A 19453-nucleotide genomic window follows, 5' to 3' on the forward strand; every position below is an offset into this window, starting at 1 on the left:
TCGCGCGCGGTGGACGCGAATCGACACTCCATGTATAGCAGCGGGCGACGACCTCGGTGGGCCTGCGAGCACAGCCGAGAAGCGGAGCGGCGTCCTGCGCGGCGGGGTGTCGTGCCGGGGCCGGGCCCGTGGCGCGCTTAGGCTCGAATCGCCATGATTCGGTTCGAGAACGTCACGAAACGCTACCGCGGGACGTCGAAGCCCGCCCTGTCCGGTGTCGACTTCGAGGTGCAGCGCGGGGAGTTCGTCTTCCTGGTCGGTGCCTCCGGCTCCGGCAAATCCTCCTGTCTGCGCCTCATCCTGCGCGAGGATGTGCCCACGACCGGTCGCGTCGCCGTCCTCGGCCGCGATCTGCGGGCTCTGGCGAACCGGAAGGTGCCGTACTTCCGCCGCCACATCGGCTCGGTGTTCCAGGACTTCCGGCTGCTGCCGTCCAAGACGGTCTACCAGAACGTCGCCTTCACCCTGCAGGTCACCGGATCGTCCCGCGGCTTCATCCAGCAGGCCGTTCCCGAGGCGCTCGCGCTCGTCGGGCTCGACGGCAAGGAGAAACGCATGCCGCACGAGCTCTCCGGCGGGGAGCAGCAGCGCGTCGCGATCGCCAGGGCGCTCGTCAACCGTCCGCAGGTGCTGCTCGCCGACGAGCCCACCGGAAACCTCGACCCCGCGACCTCCGTCGACATCATGCAGCTGCTCGCCCGGATCAACGCGGGCGGCACGACGGTGCTCATGGCCACGCACGAGGCCGGCTTCGTCGACCAGATGCGCCGCCGCGTGATCGAGCTCCGCGACGGCGAGATGGTCCGTGACGAGGTGCACGGCGGATACGGCGACACCTCGAACATCCCGCGTCTGGTGCCGGAGGAGGTCCGCGGTGCCGCGGCCGCCGCCGCTCTCACCGCCGTCCAGGAGGTGCAGCGCCAGACCGCCGACCTCTCCGTGGTCCGTGCCGCACTCGCCGAGGAGCTGGACGCCCAGCGCCGGGCCGCGGCCGCGTCTCCCGCGGTCACCAAGCCCGCCGCCGACCCGGCCCCGCAGGTGGTCGAGCCGCCGGAGCCGGCACGGGAGCCGGGCGTGGTCGAACCGCCGGATGTCGTGCCGCCGCAGCCCGCCGCCGAGCGCCCCGCGCCCGCGGGTCCGCGCACGCACCCGATCGTGATCCCGGAGGTGGACGTCGCCGAGCTCGGCGTCGCGGACCGCCTCGGGCTGTCCGACCAGGACGATGAGGAAGTGGGCCCGACCTCATGAGAATCGGCCTGATCCTGACCGAGGCCCTCGTCGGCCTGCGGCGCAACATCTCGATGGTGATCTCCGTCGTGCTCGTCACCTTCGTGTCGCTGACGTTCGTCGGCGCGGCGATCCTCATGCAGTCGCAGATCGGCGTGATGCGCGGCTACTGGGCCGAGCGCGCCCAGGTGGCGGTCTACATGTGCTCCGCGGTGTCGGAGTCGGACACCTGCGTGGACGGCGCGGCGAGCGAGGAGCAGGTCGCCGCCGTGCGCGCCCAGCTCGAGGGCGACGCGCTGTCGCCGCTCATCAGCTCCATGACCTTCGACACGAAGGAGGAGACGTACGCCAAGCTCGTCGAGCAGGTGGGGGAGGAGCAGGCCAGCGTGCTCTCGCCCGACCAGGCGTTCGAGGTCTTCTTCGTCACGATGAAGGATCCGGGCCAGTCGCAGGTGCTCGCCGAGGCGTTCAGCGGGCAGGCCGGAGTGGAACAGGTGCAGGACCAGCTCCAATACCTCGAACCGCTCTTCTCCGCGCTCACGGTGGCGACGTACATCGCCGTCGGCATCGCGGTCCTCATGCTCATCGCCGCCACGCTGCTGATCGCCACGACCATCCGCCTGTCCGCCTATGCGCGGCGCAAGGAGATCGGCATCATGCGCCTCGTCGGCGCCTCGAACCGCTTCATCCAGACGCCGTTCGTCCTGGAGGGCGTGTTCGCCGCGCTCCTGGGCTCGGCCCTCGCGAGCGCGGCGGTCGTCGCAGGCATGCACTTCGGTGTGAACGGCTACCTGCGCGGGCGCGTACCGTTCATCACGACGTGGGTGACCATGCAGGACGCGATCCTCGTGGTCCCGGTCCTCGTCGGGATCGGTGTCGTGCTCGCGGCGCTGTCGGCCGGCTTCGCGATCCGACGGTGGTTGCGCACCTGATACCCTGAAAGGCTGCTCGGCCGATCCGCTGCCGAGCCGTCCACGGCACTACAGCACAGGAGATCATCATGCCCAGGGAACGCGGGGAGAAGGTCATCGCGACCAATCGTCGCGCGCGTCACGACTACAACATCGAGAAGTCGTACGAGGCGGGCATGGTGCTCACGGGCACTGAGGTGAAGTCGCTCCGTCAGGGACGCGCGAACCTCAGCGACGGGTACGCGTTCGTGAAGGGCAACGAGGTCTTCCTCGACGCCGTGCACATCCCGGAGTACTCGCAGGGGCACTGGACGAACCACTCGGCCAAGCGCATCCGCAAGCTCCTCCTGCACCGGGAGGAGATCGCGAAGCTCGCCCACGCCGTCTCCGCAGGCGGATACACGCTGATCCCGCTCAAGCTGTACTTCTCGGACGGCCGCGCCAAGGTCGAGATCGCCCTCGCGAAGGGCAAGCGCGAGTACGACAAGCGCCAGACCCTCCGCGAACGCCAGGACACCCGCGAGGCCGAGCGCGCGATGCGGCTGCGCAACCGGGTGGGGGAGTAGCCCGCCGAGGTCAGAGGCTCGGCGTGAAGCCGAACACCCGGCCGAGGAACGCGAGCTCGCGTTCCAGCGCGTCGACGATCGTCTCCGCACTGCGGAATCCATGCCCCTCGCCCGGGTACAGCACGTACTCGTGGTCGATGCCGTTCGCCGCCAGGGCGTCGCGGATGGCCTCGGACTGGGACGGCGGCACGACGCGGTCCTCCCCGCCCTGCAGCAGCAGCACCGGCACGTCGATGCGGTCGGCGTGCGTCAGCGGTGAGCGCTCGATGTACACGTGCTCGGCAGCGGGGAGCGGACCGACGAGGCCGTCGAGGTACGACGCCTCGAAGTCATGGGTCTCGGCGGCGAGCATCCGCAGATCCGCGACGCCGTAGCGGCTGATGCCGGCGGCGAACGTCCCGCCGCGCACGAGCGCCGAGAGCACCGTCCAGCCGCCGGCCGAGCCGCCCCGGATGGCGATGCGCGCGGGGTCGGCGAGCCCGGAGTCGGCGAGCCCGCGGGCGGCCGCGATCACCTCGTCCACGTCGACGACGCCCCACTGCCCCTGCAGGCGGTCGCGGTACGCCCGGCCGTAACCGGTGGACCCGCCGTAGTTCACGTCGAGCACCCCGATTCCCCGGCTCGTGAAGAACGCGACCGAGGCGGAGGCCGCTCCCGTGACGTGGGCGGTCGGCCCGCCGTGCACGAGCACGATGTAGGGCGGGAGCTCGCCGTCGGCGCCGCGGGGCTCTCCGGGCGCGGCGGGCGGATAGGCGAAAGCGTGCACGGGGCCGTGCGCACCTTCCACGACGAGCTGCTGGGCCGCCGGCATCCACTCCTCATCGACCGGAGCGCCGCCGGTGACGGTCTCGACGGCCCCGCTGTCCACGTCGACGCACCAGATGCCGGAGGTCACGCGCGAGCCGTCGCCGCTGAGCAGGACGCGCGAGCCCGAGACGTCATCCACACTGAGATGCCCGTCGCCCGGGACCGTGATCGCGCGCGTCTCGCCGTCCGGGGACACGAGCTGCACCTCGTCGCGGCCGTCGGTGCGCACGGCCACGACGCGGCCGTCCGCCAGCGGCTGGAACCAGCGGTTGCCGAGCACCCACAGGCCGTAGCCGGTGTCCGCGTCGGACGAGGTCAGCGGGTGGGAGGCGCCGGGCTGCAGGCCGTCGAGCGCGAGATGCTGGAGCTGCCAGCGTCCCGAGGCGTCATCGGCGAACACGAGGGCGTCGTCGCCGGTCCATTCCGGCTGCAGGGCGGCGGAGGTGGGGACCCGGGTGATCGTCCCGCCGGCCGCCGATCCGATCGCGAGCGTGGCGCTCTCCCAGGGCATGCTGTCCGCCTGCCACTCGACCCAGGCGACGCGGCTGCCGTCGGGCGAGAGCGCGGGGTGGGCGAAGAAGCCGGGACCCTCGACGACCACCCGGATCGCGGAGGCGTCCTCGGCGGCTGAGCCGTCCACGGGGATCTCCACGATCGCGCGGCGGTGCGGGTCGGTCGAGAGGTCTTCCCTGACCGCCAACAGCCGGCCGCTCTGCACGCGCAGTCCGCCGTACGAAGGGCCGGCGGCGGTGAGGGGACTCGGCTCGGCATCTCGATCCATCCGGTGCACGCGCTGGTCGGCGCCGGAGACGAAGTACAGGGTGTCGCCATCGACGGTCCAGGCGCCGCCCCCGTACTCGTGCACGCGGGAGCGGGCGTTCCAGGGGGCCGGGAGGATCTCCGTGCCCGTCGAGCTGCGTATCGTCACCCTTCCGCCTTCCGCGGGCACGGACTCGGCCCACCACACCTCGTCGCCGACGAAGCGGGCCCCGTCGATGCGCGGCGCCGCTCCTGCGACGGCTGCGGCGGTGAAGGGGGAGGACCAGGAACCGAACGGTGAGGACATGCCTCGAGCCTATGGGCGGTGACACACGACGTCACACTCGTGCGGCGGGCCGAGGGCGTGTTCTAGGTTTCTGGAAACGCCCGGTCCATCCCGGGCGTGGAGCGACAGCCGAGCCCGGCACCCGCCCGCGAACGACGTGCTCTTCGTCGTGCGCGGACCCCGGCCCCTGTCCCCTGGAGAGAAGATGTCTTCCACGTTCGACACCGCTCGCGCCTCCCGCGTGCCGTTCTCGTTCGAGCTCTACCCGCCGCGCTCGGAGTCGAGCCAGGAGGCCCTGCACGAGACGGTCCGTCGCCTCGCCGCGGCCGGCCCGGAGTTCCTGTCGGTGACCTACGGCGCCGGCGGCTCGACCGGTGGCCGCTCGCTCGATGTGCTGCGCTTCATCCGCGAGCACACCGACGTCGAACCCCTCGCTCATCTCACGTGCGTCGGCAACACCTACGCCGGAGCCACCGCGCTCATCCGGGAGTTCCTCGACGCCGGGATCCTCCGCTTCCTCGCCCTGCGCGGAGATCCGCCCGCGGGACAGAGCGAGCCCTTCCTGGGCGACCTGGAGAGCGCCGCCCAGCTCGTGCAGCTCATCGATCGCGTCCAGGCCGAACGCGCGCCGTATCAGGAGTCTCCGGTCCCCGGTCTCCCCGGAGCCGCGCTCGTGGCCCCCCGGCAGAAGGTCGACATCGCGGTCGCCGCCTTCCCGAAGGGGCACCCCCGGGCCACGCACCGCACGCAGGATGTCGAGGCGCTGCTCGCCAAGCAGGCCGCGGGCGCGACCTTCGCCATCACGCAGCTCTTCTTCCACCCCGATGACTACCTCGCCTTCGTGGAGCGCGCCCGCGCCGGAGGCGTCACCATCCCGATCCTCCCCGGCATCATGCCGATCACGTCGCCGACCCGGCTGGCCCGGGTGCTGGAGCTGACCGGGGAGGACCTGCCCAGCGAGCTCTCGATCGCCCTCGATGTCGAGCCGACCGCCGAAGGGCGCCGGGAGATCGGGATCTCCTGGGCCGCGCGCCTCGCCGCCGACGTCGTCGCGGGCGGGGCCCCCGGCGTGCATCTGTACGCGTTCAACCAGCACGAGACCGTCCTGACCGTCCTCGCCGAAGCCGGCATCGTCCCGGCGCTCCGGCATTAGTCCCCGCCGAAAGGAAACACCATGACCGCATTCCCCGAGGGCACCATCCTCGGCTACCCCCGCATCGGCCGTCGCCGCGAGCTCAAGAAGGCCGTCGAGGCGTTCTGGGCCGGGCGCATCGACGAGCAGGAGCTGGAGCGGACGGCCGCGGAGTTGCGCGCGACGACCCGCGAGCGCCTGGCGGGGCTCGGCCTCGGCCGCGCGGACTCGTCCATCCCCGAGTCCTTCTCCTTCTACGACCAGGTCCTCGACGCCGCCGTCACGGTCGGCGCGATCCCCGCCCGCTTCGACGATCTCCGCGAGGCCGACGGGTCGATCGGCCTCTCCGCCCTGTTCACCGTCGCCCGCGGTGAGGGCGAGCGGGCGCCGCTGGAGATGACGAAGTGGTTCGACTCGAACTACCACTACCTCGTTCCGGAGATCGGTCCGGAGACGGTGTTCTCCCTCGCCAGCGACCGCCTGGTGCGCGAGGTCGCCGAGGCGGTCGCCGCCGGCTTCGTCACCCGACCCGTGGTCGTCGGGCCGGTCACGCTGCTGGCGCTCGCGAAGGCGTCGGACGACGCACCGGAGGGCTTCGAGCCGCTCTCGCGGCTGGATGACGTCCTGCCGGTCTATGTCGACCTGCTCGCCCGTCTGCGCGCCGCGGGCGCCGAGTGGGTGCAGCTCGACGAGCCCGCCCTCGTGAGCGAGTCCCTGCCGGCCACCACCGCGCAGCTCGCCTCCGCCGCGGAGCGCGCGCTCGCGGTGCTCGGGAACGCCGAAGAGCGTCCCTCGATCCTCGTCGCGCCCCCGTACGCGAGCCTCGGCGCGACGTTCGCGACCGTGGCCGCCGCCCCCGTCGAGGCCATCGCCGTGGATCTCGTGCGCGGCACCGTGCCCGACGCGGTGCCGGGCCTCGAGGGCAAGACCCTCGTCGGCGGCGTGATCGACGGTCACAACATCTGGCGTGGCGACCTCTCCGCAGCGTTCGACTCTCTGGAGGCGCTCCGCGCGCTCGGGGTCCCGGTGTCGGCCTCGACTTCGACCTCGCTGCTGCACGTGCCGCACGACGTGGAGGACGAGACGGCGCTGGACGCGCGCCTGGTGTCCTGGCTCGCCTTCGCGGATCAGAAGGTGCAGCAGGTCGTGACCCTCGCCCGCGGCCTGTCCGAAGGGCGCACGGCGATCGCGGCCAAGCTGGACGCGGCGACCGCTGCGCTGCAGGACCGCCTGACCGCTCCCGGTGTGCGCGACGGTGCGGTGCGTTCTCGCGCGCTGAGCGACGCCGACTTCGCCCGGGCCCCGTACCAGGAGCGGGAGGAGGCGCAGAACGCCCTCGGCCTGCCGGCGCTGCCCCTGACGACGATCGGCTCCTTCCCGCAGACCGGCGACATCCGCCGCGCCCGCGCGCAGTTCCTCCGCGGCGAGATCCCCGAGGACGACTACGAGGAGTTCCTGCGCCGTGAGGTCGCCGCGGTCGTCTCCCTGCAGGAGGACCTCGGTCTCGACGTCCTCGTGCACGGCGAGCCGGAGCGCAACGACATGGTGCAGTACTTCGCGGAGAACCTCGACGGCTTCGCGGTCACGCAGCACGGCTGGGTGCAGTCGTACGGTTCGCGAGCGACGCGCCCGTCGATCCTCTGGGGAGACGTCTCGCGTCCCGCGCCCATCACGGTCGGCTGGTCGGCGTACGCCCAGTCGCTCACGGCGAAGCACATGAAGGGGATGCTCACGGGCCCCGTCACGATCCTCGCGTGGTCCTTCGTCCGCGACGACCAGCCGCTGGGGGAGACGGCGAACCAGGTGGCGCTGGCGCTGCGCGATGAGATCGCCGATCTGGAGGCCGCGGGCATCCAGGTGATCCAGGTCGACGAGCCGGCGCTCCGGGAGCTGCTCCCGTTGAAGCAGGCCGACCAGCCGGCGTACCTCGACTGGTCTGTCGCCTCGTTCCGTCTGGCCACGGGTGGGGCTGCGGCGGCGACCCAGGTGCACACCCACCTCTGTTACTCGGAGTTCGGCGTGGTGATCGACGCGATCCGTGCGCTCGACGCGGACGTCACGTCCATCGAGGCGGCCCGGAGCCGCATGGAGGTCGTCGCGGACATCGCCGAGGTGGGCTTCGACCACGGCATCGGCCCCGGCGTGTACGACATCCACTCGCCGCGCGTGCCCACCGTGGAGGAGGTCGAGTCCCTGCTGCGGCGTGCGGTGGAGGAGATCCCCCTCCGTCAGCTCTGGGTGAACCCGGACTGCGGTCTGAAGACCCGCGGCTACGCCGAGACCACGGCGTCGCTGCGGAACATCGTCGAGGCCACGCGGCGCGTGCGCGAAGACGTGGTGGTCACCGCCTGACGCGGTCGTCCCCGGACACACGAAGGCCCTCCCGGTGCGACCGGGAGGGCCTTCGTTCTCGTCTCACCGACGATGCGGTGCCTCAGACGGCGCGCATGACCGCGACGACCTTGCCGAGCACGACCGCCTCGTCGCCCAGGATCGGCTCGAACGCGGAGTTGCGGGGCAGCAGCCACGTGTGGCCGTCGCGACGCCGGAGCACCTTGACGGTCGCCTCGCCGTCGAGCATCGCGGCCACGATCTCGCCGTTCTCCGCCGTGTTCTGCGAGCGCACGACGACCCAGTCGCCGTCGCAGATGGCGGCGTCGATCATCGACTCCCCGGACACCTTGAGCATGAAGAGGTCGCCCTTGCCGACGAGCTGCCGGGGGAGCGGGAAGATCTCCTCGACCTGCTGGTCCGCCGTGATCGGCACGCCCGCGGCGATCCGCCCGACCAGCGGCACGAGTGCAGCATCGCCGACAGGAGTCACCACGTCCGCCGGGTTCTCCGCGCCGGTACCGGGGAGGTCGATGAGGACCTCCATCGCGCGAGTCTTGCCCGGGTCGCGCCGCAGGTAACCGCTGAGCTCGAGCTGGCCGAGCTGGTGGGTGACGCTGGACAGCGACTTGAGCCCGACGGCGTCGCCGATCTCACGCATGCTCGGCGGATAGCCGTTCTGTGCGATCGAGGCCTGGATGACCTCGAGGATCGCCATCTGCTTCGGGCTGAGGTTCTTGCGACGACGGGTGCGCGGCGCCTCGGACTCGAGGGCTGAGGTGTCGCTCATGGTGCTCCTTCACTGCGTGATCCGACGTGCCGCTTCGAATGTCGGTGGCCCGTGGTGGGGTGTCCTTATCGAAACCGTATCCGAGAAACGCGCCGATCTGGAAGATCTGTTCGAGCGTGTCGGGCGATTCGCGGGGCATGGTTTCGAAGACAGCTTGACAGATGTTCGAACTCGAAGATATCTTCGGAACGTAGCTTCGCATCCACGGCTCCCGGCCGAGGCGCGGATGCGAAAGCTACGCCAACCTCCCCGGGCTCCGGCGCCGGGACAGTTAGGAGCAGACATGAGCAGCATGAGCCTCAGCACCGCGACCGCCCTTCCGGCATCGGCCCGTCCGGCCACCCGGCTGCGGATCACGGCCCGCGGCCGCCGCACCCTGCTCGCGCTCGCCTCCGTCCCGCTCGCTGCGGGTATCGCCTTCGCCGCCATCGGTGGGGGCAGCGCGATCGCCTCCGGCGTAGACGCACCGGCCGTCTCCGTCGAGACCGTCACGGTCATGCCCGGTGACACGCTCTGGTCGATCGCGAGCAGCATCGCTCCCGCCGCCGACCCGCGGGATGTCATCGGCGAGATCAGCCGGATGAACCTCCTGCGCGGCGGTGAGCTCCAGGTCGGCCAGGAGCTCGCGCTCCCGGCACGGTACACCGACTGACGCGGAGTCCGAGGTCCTGCCTCCGGTCCCTGACGATCCGATCGTCACGATGACCTCGGCCATCCGTGCTCCTCTTAAGATGGGAAGGGTGACCTTCTCCCTCAACGATCTCCCGCTCCGCGACGATCTGCGCGGACTCACCCCGTACGGCGCACCTCAGGCCCCGCTGCCGGTCGCCCTCAACGTCAACGAGAACACGCATCCTGTTCCCGACGAGGTCGCCAGCGACATCCTCGACGACATCGCGGTGGCGATCCGAGACGTGAACCGGTACCCGGACCGTGAGTTCACCACATTGCGCGAGGCGTTCGCCGACTATCTGGGGCACGGCCTCACGTCGGAGCAGATCTGGGCGGGCAACGGATCCAACGAGGTGCTGCAGCACATCTTCCAGGCCTTCGGCGGTCCGGGGCGCACGGCCTTCGGCTTCGGCCCCACGTACTCGATGTACCCGCTCATCGCGAAGGGGACCGGTGCGTCCTGGATCGCCGGCACCCGTCAGCCCGACTACACGGTCACCCCGGAGGAGGCGGCGGAGCAGGTGCGCGCGGCCGACCCCGACATCGTGATCCTCTGCTCGCCGAACAACCCGACCGGCACCCCACTGGGGCTCGACGTGGTGGAGGCCGTCTACGAGGCGGCCCGCGGCGTCGTGATCGTCGACGAGGCTTACCAGGAGTTCGCGCCACGGGATGCGGCGTCGGCCCTCACCCTCCTGGAAGGACGGCCGCGGCTCGCCGTCTCCCGCACCATGAGCAAGGCCTTTGCCTTCGCCGGTGCCCGCGTCGGCTTCCTCGCGGCCGATCCGGCGTTCATCGACGCGCTCCGGCTCGTGCGACTGCCGTACCACCTGAGCGCTCTGACGCAGGCCGCCGCGGTCGCCGCCCTCCGCAACGCCGACGTCATGCTCGGCATGGTGCAGGAGATCGTGGAGCAGCGTGACCGCATCACGGCGACGCTCGAGGCCCTCGGATACACCCCGCACCTCTCGTGGTCCAACTTCGTGCTGTTCGGCGGCGTCGCGGATCCGCGGGCGACGTGGCAGCAGCTGTACGACCGCGGGGTGCTCGTCCGCGACGTCGGCATCCCCGGCCACCTGCGCGTCAGCGCCGGCACCGAGGCGGAGACGACGGCGTTCCTGGACGCCCTGGCCTCGATAGGATCGGCATCATGACCATCCCCGCGCCCACCGCACGCACCGCGAGCCGCGTGCGCAGCACGTCGGAGTCCACCGTCGAGGTCGAGCTGAACCTCGACGGCACCGGTGCGAGCCGCATCGACACCTCGGTGCCGTTCTTCGACCACATGCTCACGGCGTTCGCCAAGCACTCGCTGACGGATCTCACCGTGCGGGCCTCCGGGGACACCCACATCGACGCCCACCACACCGTGGAGGACGTCTCGATCGTGCTCGGCCAGGCGATCCTGGCAGCCCTCGGAGACAAGTCCGGCATCTCCCGGTACGGCGACGCCCTCGTCCCGCTGGACGAGGCCCTGGCGCAGGCCGTCGTCGACATCTCCGGTCGCCCCTACCTCGTGCACGAGGGGGAGCCGGCCGGCTTCGAGCACCACCTGATCGGCGGGCACTTCACGGGATCACTCGTGCGGCACGTCTTCGAGGCCATCACCTTCAACGCCGCGCTGACCGTGCACGTCCGGGTGCTGGGCGGGCGCGACCCGCACCACATCGCCGAGGCCGAGTTCAAGGCATTCGCGCGGGCGTTCCGTCAGGCGAAGGCGCTGGATCCCCTCGTCGACGGCATCCCATCCACCAAGGGAGCCTTGTGAGCGCCGCGCCCCGGGTCGCCGTCTTCGACTACGAGTCCGGCAACGTCCACTCCGCGGTCAAGGCCCTCGTCGCCGCGGGAGCCGACGCCGTCCTCACGCGCGACCGCGCCGAGGCGCTCGAGGCGGACGGGTTCGTCGTGCCCGGTGTCGGGGCCTTCCAGGCGGTGCGGGACGCTCTGCACGCCCACGGCGGCGACGAGATCATCGGCCGTCGTCTCGCGGGCGGCCGACCGGTCCTCGGCATCTGCGTCGGCATGCAGGTGCTCTTTGAGCACGGCGTCGAGCGGGGGCACGACACCGCGGGCCTCGGCGAGTGGCCGGGCGCCGTGACGGAACTCAACGCGCCCGTGCTGCCGCACATGGGCTGGAACACCGTCGAGCCGGGGAAGGACACCGTCCTGTTTCGCGGGATCGAGCAGGAGCGCTTCTACTTCGTGCACTCCTATGCGGCGCAGTCCTGGGAGCTCGACGTGATCCCGCCGTTCCCGCAGCCCGTGCTGACCTGGGCGGAGTACGGCGGCCCCTTCCTCGCGGCCGTCGAGAACGGCCCGCTCTCGGCGACGCAGTTCCACCCGGAGAAGTCCGGGGACGCCGGCATCCGGCTGCTCCGGAACTGGGTGCAGAGCCTCTGACCCCGAGCCGCGTTGGCGCCCGGCGTCACGCGGTTTGTCCCGCGCCCCGCGGCGGACTACCCTCGTCTCTCGTGCCCGCTCGGGCCGCAGACCCACCCGAACCAAGGACCCCATGAACGACTTCGCGCAGTCCCCCTCGCTCACGCTCCTTCCCGCGGTCGACGTCGCCGGCGGCAAGGCGGTCCGTCTCACCCAGGGGGAGGCCGGGACCGAGACGAGCTACGGCGACCCGCTCGACGCGGCAGGGGAGTGGGTCTCGCAGGGAGCCTCCTGGATCCACCTCGTCGATCTGGACGCGGCGTTCGGTCGCGGGAGCAACGCGCCGATCCTGCGCAAGGTCATCAAGCAGTTCAAGAACGTCAATGTCGAGCTCTCCGGCGGCATCCGGGACGACGCGAGCCTGGAAGCCGCGCTGGAGAGCGGTGCCGCGCGCATCAACCTCGGCACCGCCGCGCTGGAGAACCCGGAGTGGGCGGCCGACGTGATCAGCCGGTTCGGGGAGGCGATCGCCGTCGGCCTCGACGTCCGTGGCACGACGCTCGCCGCGCGGGGCTGGACGAAGGAGGGCGGCGACCTCTGGGAGGTGCTCGAGCGCCTCGAGGACGCCGGCTGCAGCCGCTACGTCGTCACCGACGTGACCAAGGACGGCACGCTGCGCGGTCCGAACCTGGAGCTCCTGCGCGAGGTGACCTCGCGCACGCCGAAGCCGGTCGTCGCGTCCGGCGGCATCTCGAACCTCGACGACATCGCCGCGCTGCGCGACCTCGTGCCCCTGGGCGTCGAGGGGGCCATCGTCGGCAAGGCTCTGTACGCGGGCGCCTTCACGCTCGCGGAGGCCCTGGATGTCGCCGGAGACTGACCCCCACGCCTGCGGCCCCGAGTCGCACAACCGGGCCGATTCCGCCGGCGTCCCCTGGGAGGGCCGCAGCTTCGAGTCGAACCCGCATGCGGCGGACGACGGCTCGGCGGACCCGGCTCTCCTCGCGGCGCTGCACCGCTTCCGTGCGGGCGAGGGGAGCCAGGCCGAGGTCGTCGACGCGTTCCGCTCCGCCCGGGTCCTCGTGCCCCTGATCGCGGAGAAGGGCGAGGAGGGGGTGGCGCCCAGCGGTCTCGCGGTGGACAAGACGCAGGAGCTCTCGATCGTCACCGTGGCCGCCCCGGACGGGCGCCGCGTCCAGCCGGTGTTCTCGTCGGTCGAGACGATGCAGCGCTGGGATCCGTCGGCACGCCCCATCCCGGTCGAGGCCGTCCGCGCGGCCCTGGCCGCGTCGTCGGAGGACACCGATCTCATCGTGCTGGACCCCACGTCCGACACCGAGTTCGTGATCCGCCGCCCCGCCGTCTGGGCCGTGGCGCAGGGACACGCGTGGGAGCCGAGCTTCCTCTCTCCCGAGGTCGTCACCGCCCTTCGGGAGAGCATCGCCCACGAGCTCGCCGTGATCGACGTCGCGGTCGCGCCGGGAGACCCGGACGCCCGGCTCCGCGGACCCGAGCTCATCGTCGTGCTGGAGCTCGTCGACGGCTTGGAGCGCGAGGTCCTGGATGCCGTGCTCGGACGACTCGCTCAGCGCTGGGCCGCGGACGACCGCATCGCCGTCCTCGCTGACTCGCTGACGGTCAAGCTCCGCCGCAGCATCTGAGGCGGAGCTTCGGCCGGATCAGGTGACGGGACCGGTCCACTTCTCGCCCGGGCCCTTGCCGATCGGATCGGGGATGGTCGAGGCCTCGCGGAAGGCGAGCTGCAGCGACCGGAGGCCGTCGCGCAGCGAGCGGGCGTGCATGTCGCTGATCTCCGGGGCGCCGGCGGTGATGAGCCCTGCCAGGGCGTTGATGAGCTTCCGTGCCTCATCGAGGTCGAGCTGGGCCGCGGCTTCGGGGTCGTCCGCCAGGCCGAGCTTCACGGCCGCGGCGCTCATGAGGTGCACGGCGGCGGTCGTGATCACCTCGACGGCGGGGACGTCGGCGATGTCACGGACGGCCGAGGAGGCTGCCTCCTCCTGCCGAGCCCATCGCTCCTCGCGCTCGCGGGCCGCCTCGTCCGATGCCTGGTTCGTCACTTCGCCTTGCTTTCTGTTAGACTTTGGCGGGCTCCGGAGCGTCATGCTCCGGAACGAAAGAGGATTCACTTCCCACCCGCGCTTGCCGTTCCAGGCTACCGGGTCTTGCGCTCCGCCGGCTCCGCTCGTCACGAGAGGGCCGGTAGACAGGGTGCGAAGCCGGTATCTGAACGCCGGCGGGTGGGGGACGACTCCGATTTCGCCCGGGATGCAGACCGCATCACGGTGGCCGAATCACATCGTCTAAGGAGCTCCGCATCAGCGATCCCCGTACCAATGAGCGCATCCGCGTCCCCGAGGTCCGCCTCGTCGGCCCCGCGGGTGAGCAGATCGGCGTTGTCCGCATCGAGGCAGCGCTGCGTCTCGCCCAGGAAGCCGATCTCGACCTCGTCGAGGTCGCCCCGAACTCGAAGCCGCCCGTCGTCAAGATCATGGACTACGGCAAGTTCAAGTACGAGGCCGCGCAGAAGGAAAAGGAAGCGCGTCGCAACCAGGCGAACACGATCCTCAAGGAAGTCCGCTTCCGTCTGAAGATCGAGGCGCACGACTACACGACGAAGCTCAAGCGCGCCGAGGGCTTCCTCAAGGCCGGCGACAAGGTCAAGGCCATGATCCTCTTCCGCGGTCGAGAGCAGTCTCGCCCGGAGCAGGGTGTCCGTCTGCTGCGCAAGTTCGCCGAGGACGTCGCCGAGTTCGGCACGGTCGAGTCCAACCCGACCATCGACGGCCGCAACATGGTGATGGTCGTCGCGCCGCACAAGAGCAAGTCCGAGGCGAAGCAGGAGCAGAACGCCGTGCGCGCCGCGAACAAGCAGGCCGCGCGCGAGGCGAAGAACGACGCGGACGCCTCCGCGGACGCCAAGGCGGAGTAGGTCCGCCCCCAGAACTCCCGCACCGCGGGTTGACACCGTCGCCTGAGAAGGCGCCATACGAAGGAAGAGAAGATGCCGAAGCAGAAGACCCACTCGGGTGCTAAGAAGCGCTTCAAGATCACCGGCAGCGGCAAGCTGAAGAAGCAGCAGGCCGGGATGCGCCACAACCTCGAGCACAAGTCGAGCCGTCGCACCCGTCGTCTGAACCAGGACCAGGTGCTCGCGAAGGCGGACTTCAAGGTCGCGAAGAAGCTTCTCGGTCGCTGACGCGCCCGATCGCAGGATAGGAACACAGGAAAATGGCAAGAGTCAAGCGGGCGGTCAACGCCCACAAGAAGCGTCGGGTCATCCTCGAGCGCGCCTCCGGCTACCGCGGTCAGCGTTCGCGCCTCTACCGGAAGGCCAAGGAGCAGGTCATCCACTCCCTGGTCTACTCGTACCGGGACCGTCGCAAGCGCAAGGGCGACTTCCGTCGTCTGTGGATCCAGCGCATCAACGCTGCGGCCCGCCAGAACGGCATGACGTACAACCGCTTCATCCAGGGTCTGGGCCTCGCGGGTGTCACGGTCGACCGTCGCATGCTCGCCGACCTCGCGGTGAACGACGCCGCGACGTTCACGACGCTGGTCGAGACGGCGAAGAAGGCTCTGCCCTCCGACGTCAACGCGCCGAAGTCCGCGGCGTAAGCATCTCGCTTCCGAACGGGCGTCTTCCTCCGGGAAGGCGCCCGTTCCGCGTATCCGGGCGGTGTCGGGCTGACCGTAGACTGAGTTCGTGCTGGAGAACCCCCGTTCCCCCCGAGTCCGTGCCGTCGCCAAGCTGACCAAGCGCAGCGCCCGCACCGAGACCGGTCTTTTCCTGCTGGAAGGTCCGCAGTCCGTCCGCGAGGCCCTGACGTACCGCCCCGAAGCGATCGTCGAGCTCTTCGCGACCCCGCACGGCTGGGAGAAGCACGCGGACATCCGCGCCGCCGCCGCGGAGGCGGACGTCGACGTCGAGTACGTGAGCGAGGACGTCCTCCACGCGATGGCCGACACGGTGACCCCGCAGGGGCTCGTCGCGGTCGTCCGTCAGACGCCGACCTCGGTGCGGGACATCTTCGATGCGGCACCGCGTCTCGTCGCGATCTGCGAGGAGGTGCGCGACCCTGGCAACCTCGGCACCATCATCCGGGCCGCCGACGCCGCCGGCGCCGATGCCGTCGTGCTCACCGGTCGCACGGTCGATCCGTACAACCCCAAGGTGGTGCGGGCGACGACCGGCTCGCTCTTCCACCTTCCGGTCTCGGTGGGCGGTGAGCTCGACGAGGTCGTCGGACGAGCACACGATGCGGGCCTGCAGATCCTCGCGGCGGACGTGAAGGGGGACGACCTCCTCGCGGCACGCGCCGACGGCGTGCTGGGCGAGCCGACCGCCTGGCTGTTCGGCAACGAGGCGCGCGGGCTCGAGGATGAGGCGCTGACGCAGGCCGACCGTGTCCTCCGGTTGCCGATCTTCGGGCGCGCCGAATCGCTCAACCTGGCCACCGCGGCGAGTGTCTGCCTGTATGAGAGCGCGTTCGCCCAACGCGCGGCCTCCACCGGCTGACCCGGCGAAGAACGGGACGCGGGATGCGGATACTGATCGTCGAGGACGACGAGCGGGTGGCGGGGGCCTTGCAGGCCTTCCTCGCGCGCTCGGGCTATGCCACCGTGCATGCGGCCGACGGGGCCGCGGCGCTGGACCACCTCGATGCCGACACCGAGGTGGTGCTGCTCGACCTCGGGCTGCCGGATGTCGACGGCATCGACCTCTGCCGCCGCATCCGCGGGCGCTCCGACGTGCCGATCGTCATCGTCACCGCGCGTAACCAGGTCGCCGAGCGCATCAAGGGACTGCGCGCCGGTGCCGACGACTTCGTGGTGAAGCCCTACGACGTGCACGAGCTCCTGGCGCGGATCGAGGCGGTCACCCGGCGATCGCGGCCGCTGCGGACGGAGCCGGACACCCGCGTGCTGCTGCAAGGCGGCGCGGTGCAGATCGACCTCGTCGCGCGGGAAGTGCAGGTCGGCGGGGTGCCGCTGGCGCTCACTCCCAAGGAGTTCGACATCGTGGGCGTGCTCGCGCGGTATCCGGGTGTCGCGGTGCCGAAGGAGCGCCTCATCCGCGAGGTCTGGAACACCGATTGGCGTGGCTTCGGCCACTCCCTCGAGGTGCACGTGGCCGCCATCCGGAAGAAGAGCGGCGATCGCGCGTTCATCGAGACCGTGCGCGGCGTCGGCTACCGGCTCGCGGGGTCCTGACGCGTGCGCCGCCGCCTGACCGTCGTCTTCCTCGTGCCGTTGATCATCGTGCTCGTCGCACTCGGCGGCGTGACCGGGTGGAGCGCGGCACGCAGCGTCCAGCAGTCGTTCTATGCCGAGCAGCTCGGCGACCTCGGGTACTTCGCGACGAGCGCCCGACAGGCGCTGCGCTCCGGGAGTCCGGCGGTGATGGACGCCGAGGTCCGTCGCTTCCAGGAGGTCTACGGAATCGAGGTGACCGTGTTCGATCTCACCGGCAGCCCCTGGGCGGCCGGTGACCACGGAGACGCGGTGCTGTCGGAGGAGGATGCGCAGCGGGTGCGGCTGGCGCTCTCCGGTCGCCGCGCCGAGCAACCGACGTCCTCCCCGTGGGTCGTGTCCGATGCGGCGCTGGTGGAACCCGTGTTCGACGACGGCGATGTGATCGGTGCGGTGCTCGTCAGGGGCGGCACGGACACCCCGCAGACCGTCATCCTGCGGCAGACGCTCGTGCTCGCACTCATCGTCGTGCTGCTCAGCGCGCTCGGCATCCTCTTGGTCGCGGGGCTCGCGCGCTGGGTGCTCTCGCCGGTGCGCCGTCTCGACGAGGCGATGGCGGCGATCGAGCGGGGGGAGATGGACGCCCGGGTGGCCGAAGGCACCGGCCCGCCCGAGCTGCGGCGCATGACGCGGGTGTTCAACGGCATGGCCGATGAGATCGAGCGCGTCATGACGAGACAGCAGGAGTTCGCGCTGAACGCCTCGCACGAGCTGCGGAATCCGCTCAACGCGCTGTTGCTGCGCGTCGAGCACCTCGCGACGGGGCTGGGACGCGAGTGGGACCACGACGTGGAGGAGACCAGGGAAGAGGGCCGGCGGATGACCCGCATCCTGGAGACCCTCCTCGGACTCGCCCGCGGCGGTCGCACCGACTCCACGATGTCGGCGGTCGATCTCGCCGCCGTCGCCGGGCGCCGGGTCGAGGCCTGGCAGGAGGTGGCGGCGCAGCGGGCCATCGTGCTGCGCCGGACGGGGGAGTCGTCGGTCATGACGATCACCGACCGCACCATCGTGGAGAGCGCGCTCGACGCCGCGATCGACAACGCGGTGAAGTACTCGCCGGAGGGCTCGTCCATCGAGGTCGGTGCGCAGCGCGCGGGCGACGAATGCCAGCTCACCGTGCGCGACCACGGTCCCGGGCTGTCACCGGAGGATGCGTCGTCGGCGGCAGACCGCTTCTGGCGGAGCGCGGACAGCGGCGAGATGCCGGGAACCGGTCTGGGGCTGGCGATCGCGACCGACCTCCTGGCGACGGTCGGGGGCGAGCTGCGGGTGCGCGGCGCCGACGGCGGCGGGCTCCTCGTAGCCCTCGTCCTCCCCGCGGAGGCGGCAGCGTGAGCGGGCGAGGGCGGCGTGTCGTCGCCGGGATGCTCGCGCTCGTGGCGGCGGTCGCGTTGAGCGCGTGCAGTCCGCGTTCCGAGGACTGGACGCAGACCGTCGCCGTGCTCGCCGCGGGCAGCCCCACCGGTGTGTATCACGACTACGGCAGCCACCTCGCGACAGAGCTGTCGCATGAGCTCGACGTCGACCTCACGGCGGAGGTGACGGCCGGATCGGTGGACAACCTGTTGCGCGTGAGCGCGGGGGAGGCCCTCCTCGGCTTCGCGCAGGGCGATGCGGCCGCCGATGCCGTGGCGGGGACGGGCGCCTTCGCCGAGCCGCTGGATGTGCAGGCGGTCGCCCGCCTCTACGACGAGTACCTGCAGATCGTCGTGCGGGACGACTCGGCCGTCGAAGACCTCGCGGACCTCGCCGGACGGACGATCTCCCTCGGCGCGGAGAACTCGGGCGTGAACGTGATCGCCACGCGCGTGCTCCACGCGGCCGGCGTCGCGGCCGAGGCGGTCGACGACCCGCAGCTCGACCTCGGCGGGTCGATCGCCGCGATGGAGCGGGGCGAGATCGACGGCTTCTTCTGGGTGGGCGGGCTGCCGACACCTGGCATCGCGGACCTCGCGGAGACCATCGACGTGCGCCTGCTCCCGGTCGAGCAGGACTGGGTGAACGCGGTCAACGAGCGGTACTCCCACGCGTATCGGCCCGCCGACGTGCCTGCAGGCACCTACGGCCTCGATGCCTCGGTGACGACGTTGGCGGTGCCGAACTACCTCGTCACCGCCGGCAGCACCCCGCCCGGCGTGGTGCACGATCTCGTCGCGGGCCTGTTCGCGGCGCGTACCTCGCTCGCGGCCGACGTACCGGCGGCGGCGCTGCTGGACCGCCGGTCGGCGATCTTCACCGGGCCGGTGCCCCTGCACCCCGGCGCGGAGCAGTACTACCGCGATCTGCGCCGGTGACCGGCGCCCCCTCAAGAAATCCTCA

The 19453-nt window shown here is 71.0% G+C and carries 21 protein-coding genes; 18 read left to right on the forward strand and 3 right to left on the reverse strand.

Annotation, left to right across the window (positions count from 1 at the left end):
- The first annotated feature begins 153 nt into the window (after positions 1-153).
- From ftsE to smpB, 3 genes are all read left to right on the forward strand, one after another.
- Entirely contained in the window at positions 154-1248 is a 1095-nt protein-coding gene (ftsE, locus tag KVS71_RS16330) for a cell division ATP-binding protein FtsE (protein ID WP_083370887.1), read from the forward strand.
- Positions 1245-2159, forward strand: coding sequence for a permease-like cell division protein FtsX (ftsX, locus tag KVS71_RS16335; protein WP_060923645.1), 915 nt, complete (start codon positions 1245-1247; stop codon positions 2157-2159). The genes ftsE and ftsX overlap by 4 nt, the downstream gene beginning before the upstream one ends.
- Before the next feature lie 68 nt (positions 2160-2227).
- Positions 2228-2704 carry an SsrA-binding protein SmpB gene (gene smpB / locus KVS71_RS16340; RefSeq protein WP_050722832.1) on the forward strand — a complete coding sequence of 159 codons (477 nt, stop codon included), beginning with the start codon at positions 2228-2230 and terminating at the stop codon, positions 2702-2704.
- A gap of 10 nt (positions 2705-2714) precedes the next feature.
- Here smpB and KVS71_RS16345 read toward each other — a convergent pair whose 3' ends face one another.
- Complete coding sequence (locus KVS71_RS16345; protein WP_217585038.1) at positions 2715-4577, reverse strand: prolyl oligopeptidase family serine peptidase; 1863 nt, start codon at positions 4575-4577, stop codon at positions 2715-2717.
- Between the two features lie 184 nt (positions 4578-4761).
- On the opposite strand from KVS71_RS16345, the gene KVS71_RS16350 reads away from it, so the two are divergent.
- Both KVS71_RS16350 and metE read left to right on the forward strand, forming a co-directional pair.
- Positions 4762-5709: a methylenetetrahydrofolate reductase gene (locus KVS71_RS16350; RefSeq protein ID WP_105950152.1), complete on the forward strand. Its 948-nt coding sequence runs from the start codon at positions 4762-4764 to the stop codon at positions 5707-5709.
- 21 nt (positions 5710-5730) lie between these two features.
- Entirely contained in the window at positions 5731-8040 is a 2310-nt protein-coding gene (gene metE / locus KVS71_RS16355; protein WP_217585039.1) for a 5-methyltetrahydropteroyltriglutamate--homocysteine S-methyltransferase, read from the forward strand.
- Between the two features lie 82 nt (positions 8041-8122).
- Here metE and lexA read toward each other — a convergent pair whose 3' ends face one another.
- Positions 8123-8809: a transcriptional repressor LexA gene (gene lexA / locus KVS71_RS16360; RefSeq protein ID WP_060922521.1), complete on the reverse strand. Its 687-nt coding sequence runs from the start codon at positions 8807-8809 to the stop codon at positions 8123-8125.
- A 283-nt stretch (positions 8810-9092) separates the two neighbouring features.
- Here lexA and KVS71_RS16365 point away from each other — a divergent pair, with 283 nt between their 5' ends.
- The 6 genes from KVS71_RS16365 to KVS71_RS16390 all read left to right on the forward strand — a co-directional run bounded on the left by KVS71_RS16365 (position 9093) and on the right by KVS71_RS16390 (position 13521).
- Complete coding sequence (locus KVS71_RS16365) at positions 9093-9461, forward strand: LysM peptidoglycan-binding domain-containing protein (protein WP_082750078.1); 369 nt, start codon at positions 9093-9095, stop codon at positions 9459-9461.
- 88 nt (positions 9462-9549) lie between these two features.
- A complete protein-coding gene (locus tag KVS71_RS16370; protein ID WP_368874972.1) occupies positions 9550-10635 on the forward strand; it encodes a histidinol-phosphate transaminase in 1086 nt (361 codons plus the stop codon).
- A complete protein-coding gene (hisB, locus tag KVS71_RS16375) occupies positions 10632-11249 on the forward strand; it encodes an imidazoleglycerol-phosphate dehydratase HisB (protein ID WP_060922523.1) in 618 nt (205 codons plus the stop codon). Before KVS71_RS16370 ends, hisB begins: the two co-directional genes overlap by 4 nt.
- A complete protein-coding gene (hisH, locus tag KVS71_RS16380) occupies positions 11246-11881 on the forward strand; it encodes an imidazole glycerol phosphate synthase subunit HisH (protein WP_060922524.1) in 636 nt (211 codons plus the stop codon). The genes hisB and hisH overlap by 4 nt, the downstream gene beginning before the upstream one ends.
- Before the next feature lie 112 nt (positions 11882-11993).
- Entirely contained in the window at positions 11994-12740 is a 747-nt protein-coding gene (gene priA, locus KVS71_RS16385) for a bifunctional 1-(5-phosphoribosyl)-5-((5-phosphoribosylamino)methylideneamino)imidazole-4-carboxamide isomerase/phosphoribosylanthranilate isomerase PriA (protein ID WP_025105284.1), read from the forward strand.
- The gene (locus KVS71_RS16390; RefSeq protein ID WP_060922525.1) at positions 12724-13521 is read left to right on the forward strand and encodes an SseB family protein; all 798 of its coding nucleotides are present in this window, start codon (positions 12724-12726) and stop codon (positions 13519-13521) included. Before priA ends, KVS71_RS16390 begins: the two co-directional genes overlap by 17 nt.
- An 18-nt stretch (positions 13522-13539) precedes the next feature.
- Here the strand turns inward: KVS71_RS16390 and KVS71_RS16395 are convergent, their stop codons facing one another.
- A complete protein-coding gene (locus tag KVS71_RS16395; RefSeq protein ID WP_060922526.1) occupies positions 13540-13938 on the reverse strand; it encodes a DUF1844 domain-containing protein in 399 nt (132 codons plus the stop codon).
- Between the two features lie 257 nt (positions 13939-14195).
- On the opposite strand from KVS71_RS16395, the gene infC reads away from it, so the two are divergent.
- The 7 genes from infC (at position 14196) to KVS71_RS16430 (ending at position 19428) form a co-directional block, all read left to right on the forward strand.
- Positions 14196-14810, forward strand: a complete 615-nt coding sequence (gene infC, locus KVS71_RS16400) for a translation initiation factor IF-3 (RefSeq protein ID WP_105950149.1) — start codon at positions 14196-14198, stop codon at positions 14808-14810.
- A gap of 72 nt (positions 14811-14882) precedes the next feature.
- Positions 14883-15077: a 50S ribosomal protein L35 gene (gene rpmI / locus KVS71_RS16405; RefSeq protein WP_025105280.1), complete on the forward strand. Its 195-nt coding sequence runs from the start codon at positions 14883-14885 to the stop codon at positions 15075-15077.
- 32 nt (positions 15078-15109) lie between these two features.
- Positions 15110-15496: a 50S ribosomal protein L20 gene (gene rplT, locus KVS71_RS16410; RefSeq protein ID WP_017202428.1), complete on the forward strand. Its 387-nt coding sequence runs from the start codon at positions 15110-15112 to the stop codon at positions 15494-15496.
- Positions 15497-15584: 88 nt separating this feature from the next.
- Positions 15585-16397, forward strand: a complete 813-nt coding sequence (locus tag KVS71_RS16415) for an RNA methyltransferase (protein WP_217585041.1) — start codon at positions 15585-15587, stop codon at positions 16395-16397.
- Between the two features lie 23 nt (positions 16398-16420).
- Positions 16421-17092 carry a response regulator transcription factor gene (locus tag KVS71_RS16420; protein ID WP_217585042.1) on the forward strand — a complete coding sequence of 224 codons (672 nt, stop codon included), beginning with the start codon at positions 16421-16423 and terminating at the stop codon, positions 17090-17092.
- Positions 17093-17095: 3 nt separating this feature from the next.
- Complete coding sequence (locus KVS71_RS16425; protein WP_217585043.1) at positions 17096-18469, forward strand: HAMP domain-containing sensor histidine kinase; 1374 nt, start codon at positions 17096-17098, stop codon at positions 18467-18469.
- A complete protein-coding gene (locus KVS71_RS16430) occupies positions 18466-19428 on the forward strand; it encodes a TAXI family TRAP transporter solute-binding subunit (RefSeq protein WP_368874973.1) in 963 nt (320 codons plus the stop codon). The genes KVS71_RS16425 and KVS71_RS16430 overlap by 4 nt, the downstream gene beginning before the upstream one ends.
- Positions 19429-19453: the final 25 nt, after the last annotated feature.

The sequence above is a fragment of the Microbacterium sp. GbtcB4 genome (assembly GCF_019091465.1).
Taxonomy (GTDB): domain Bacteria; phylum Actinomycetota; class Actinomycetes; order Actinomycetales; family Microbacteriaceae; genus Microbacterium; species Microbacterium paraoxydans.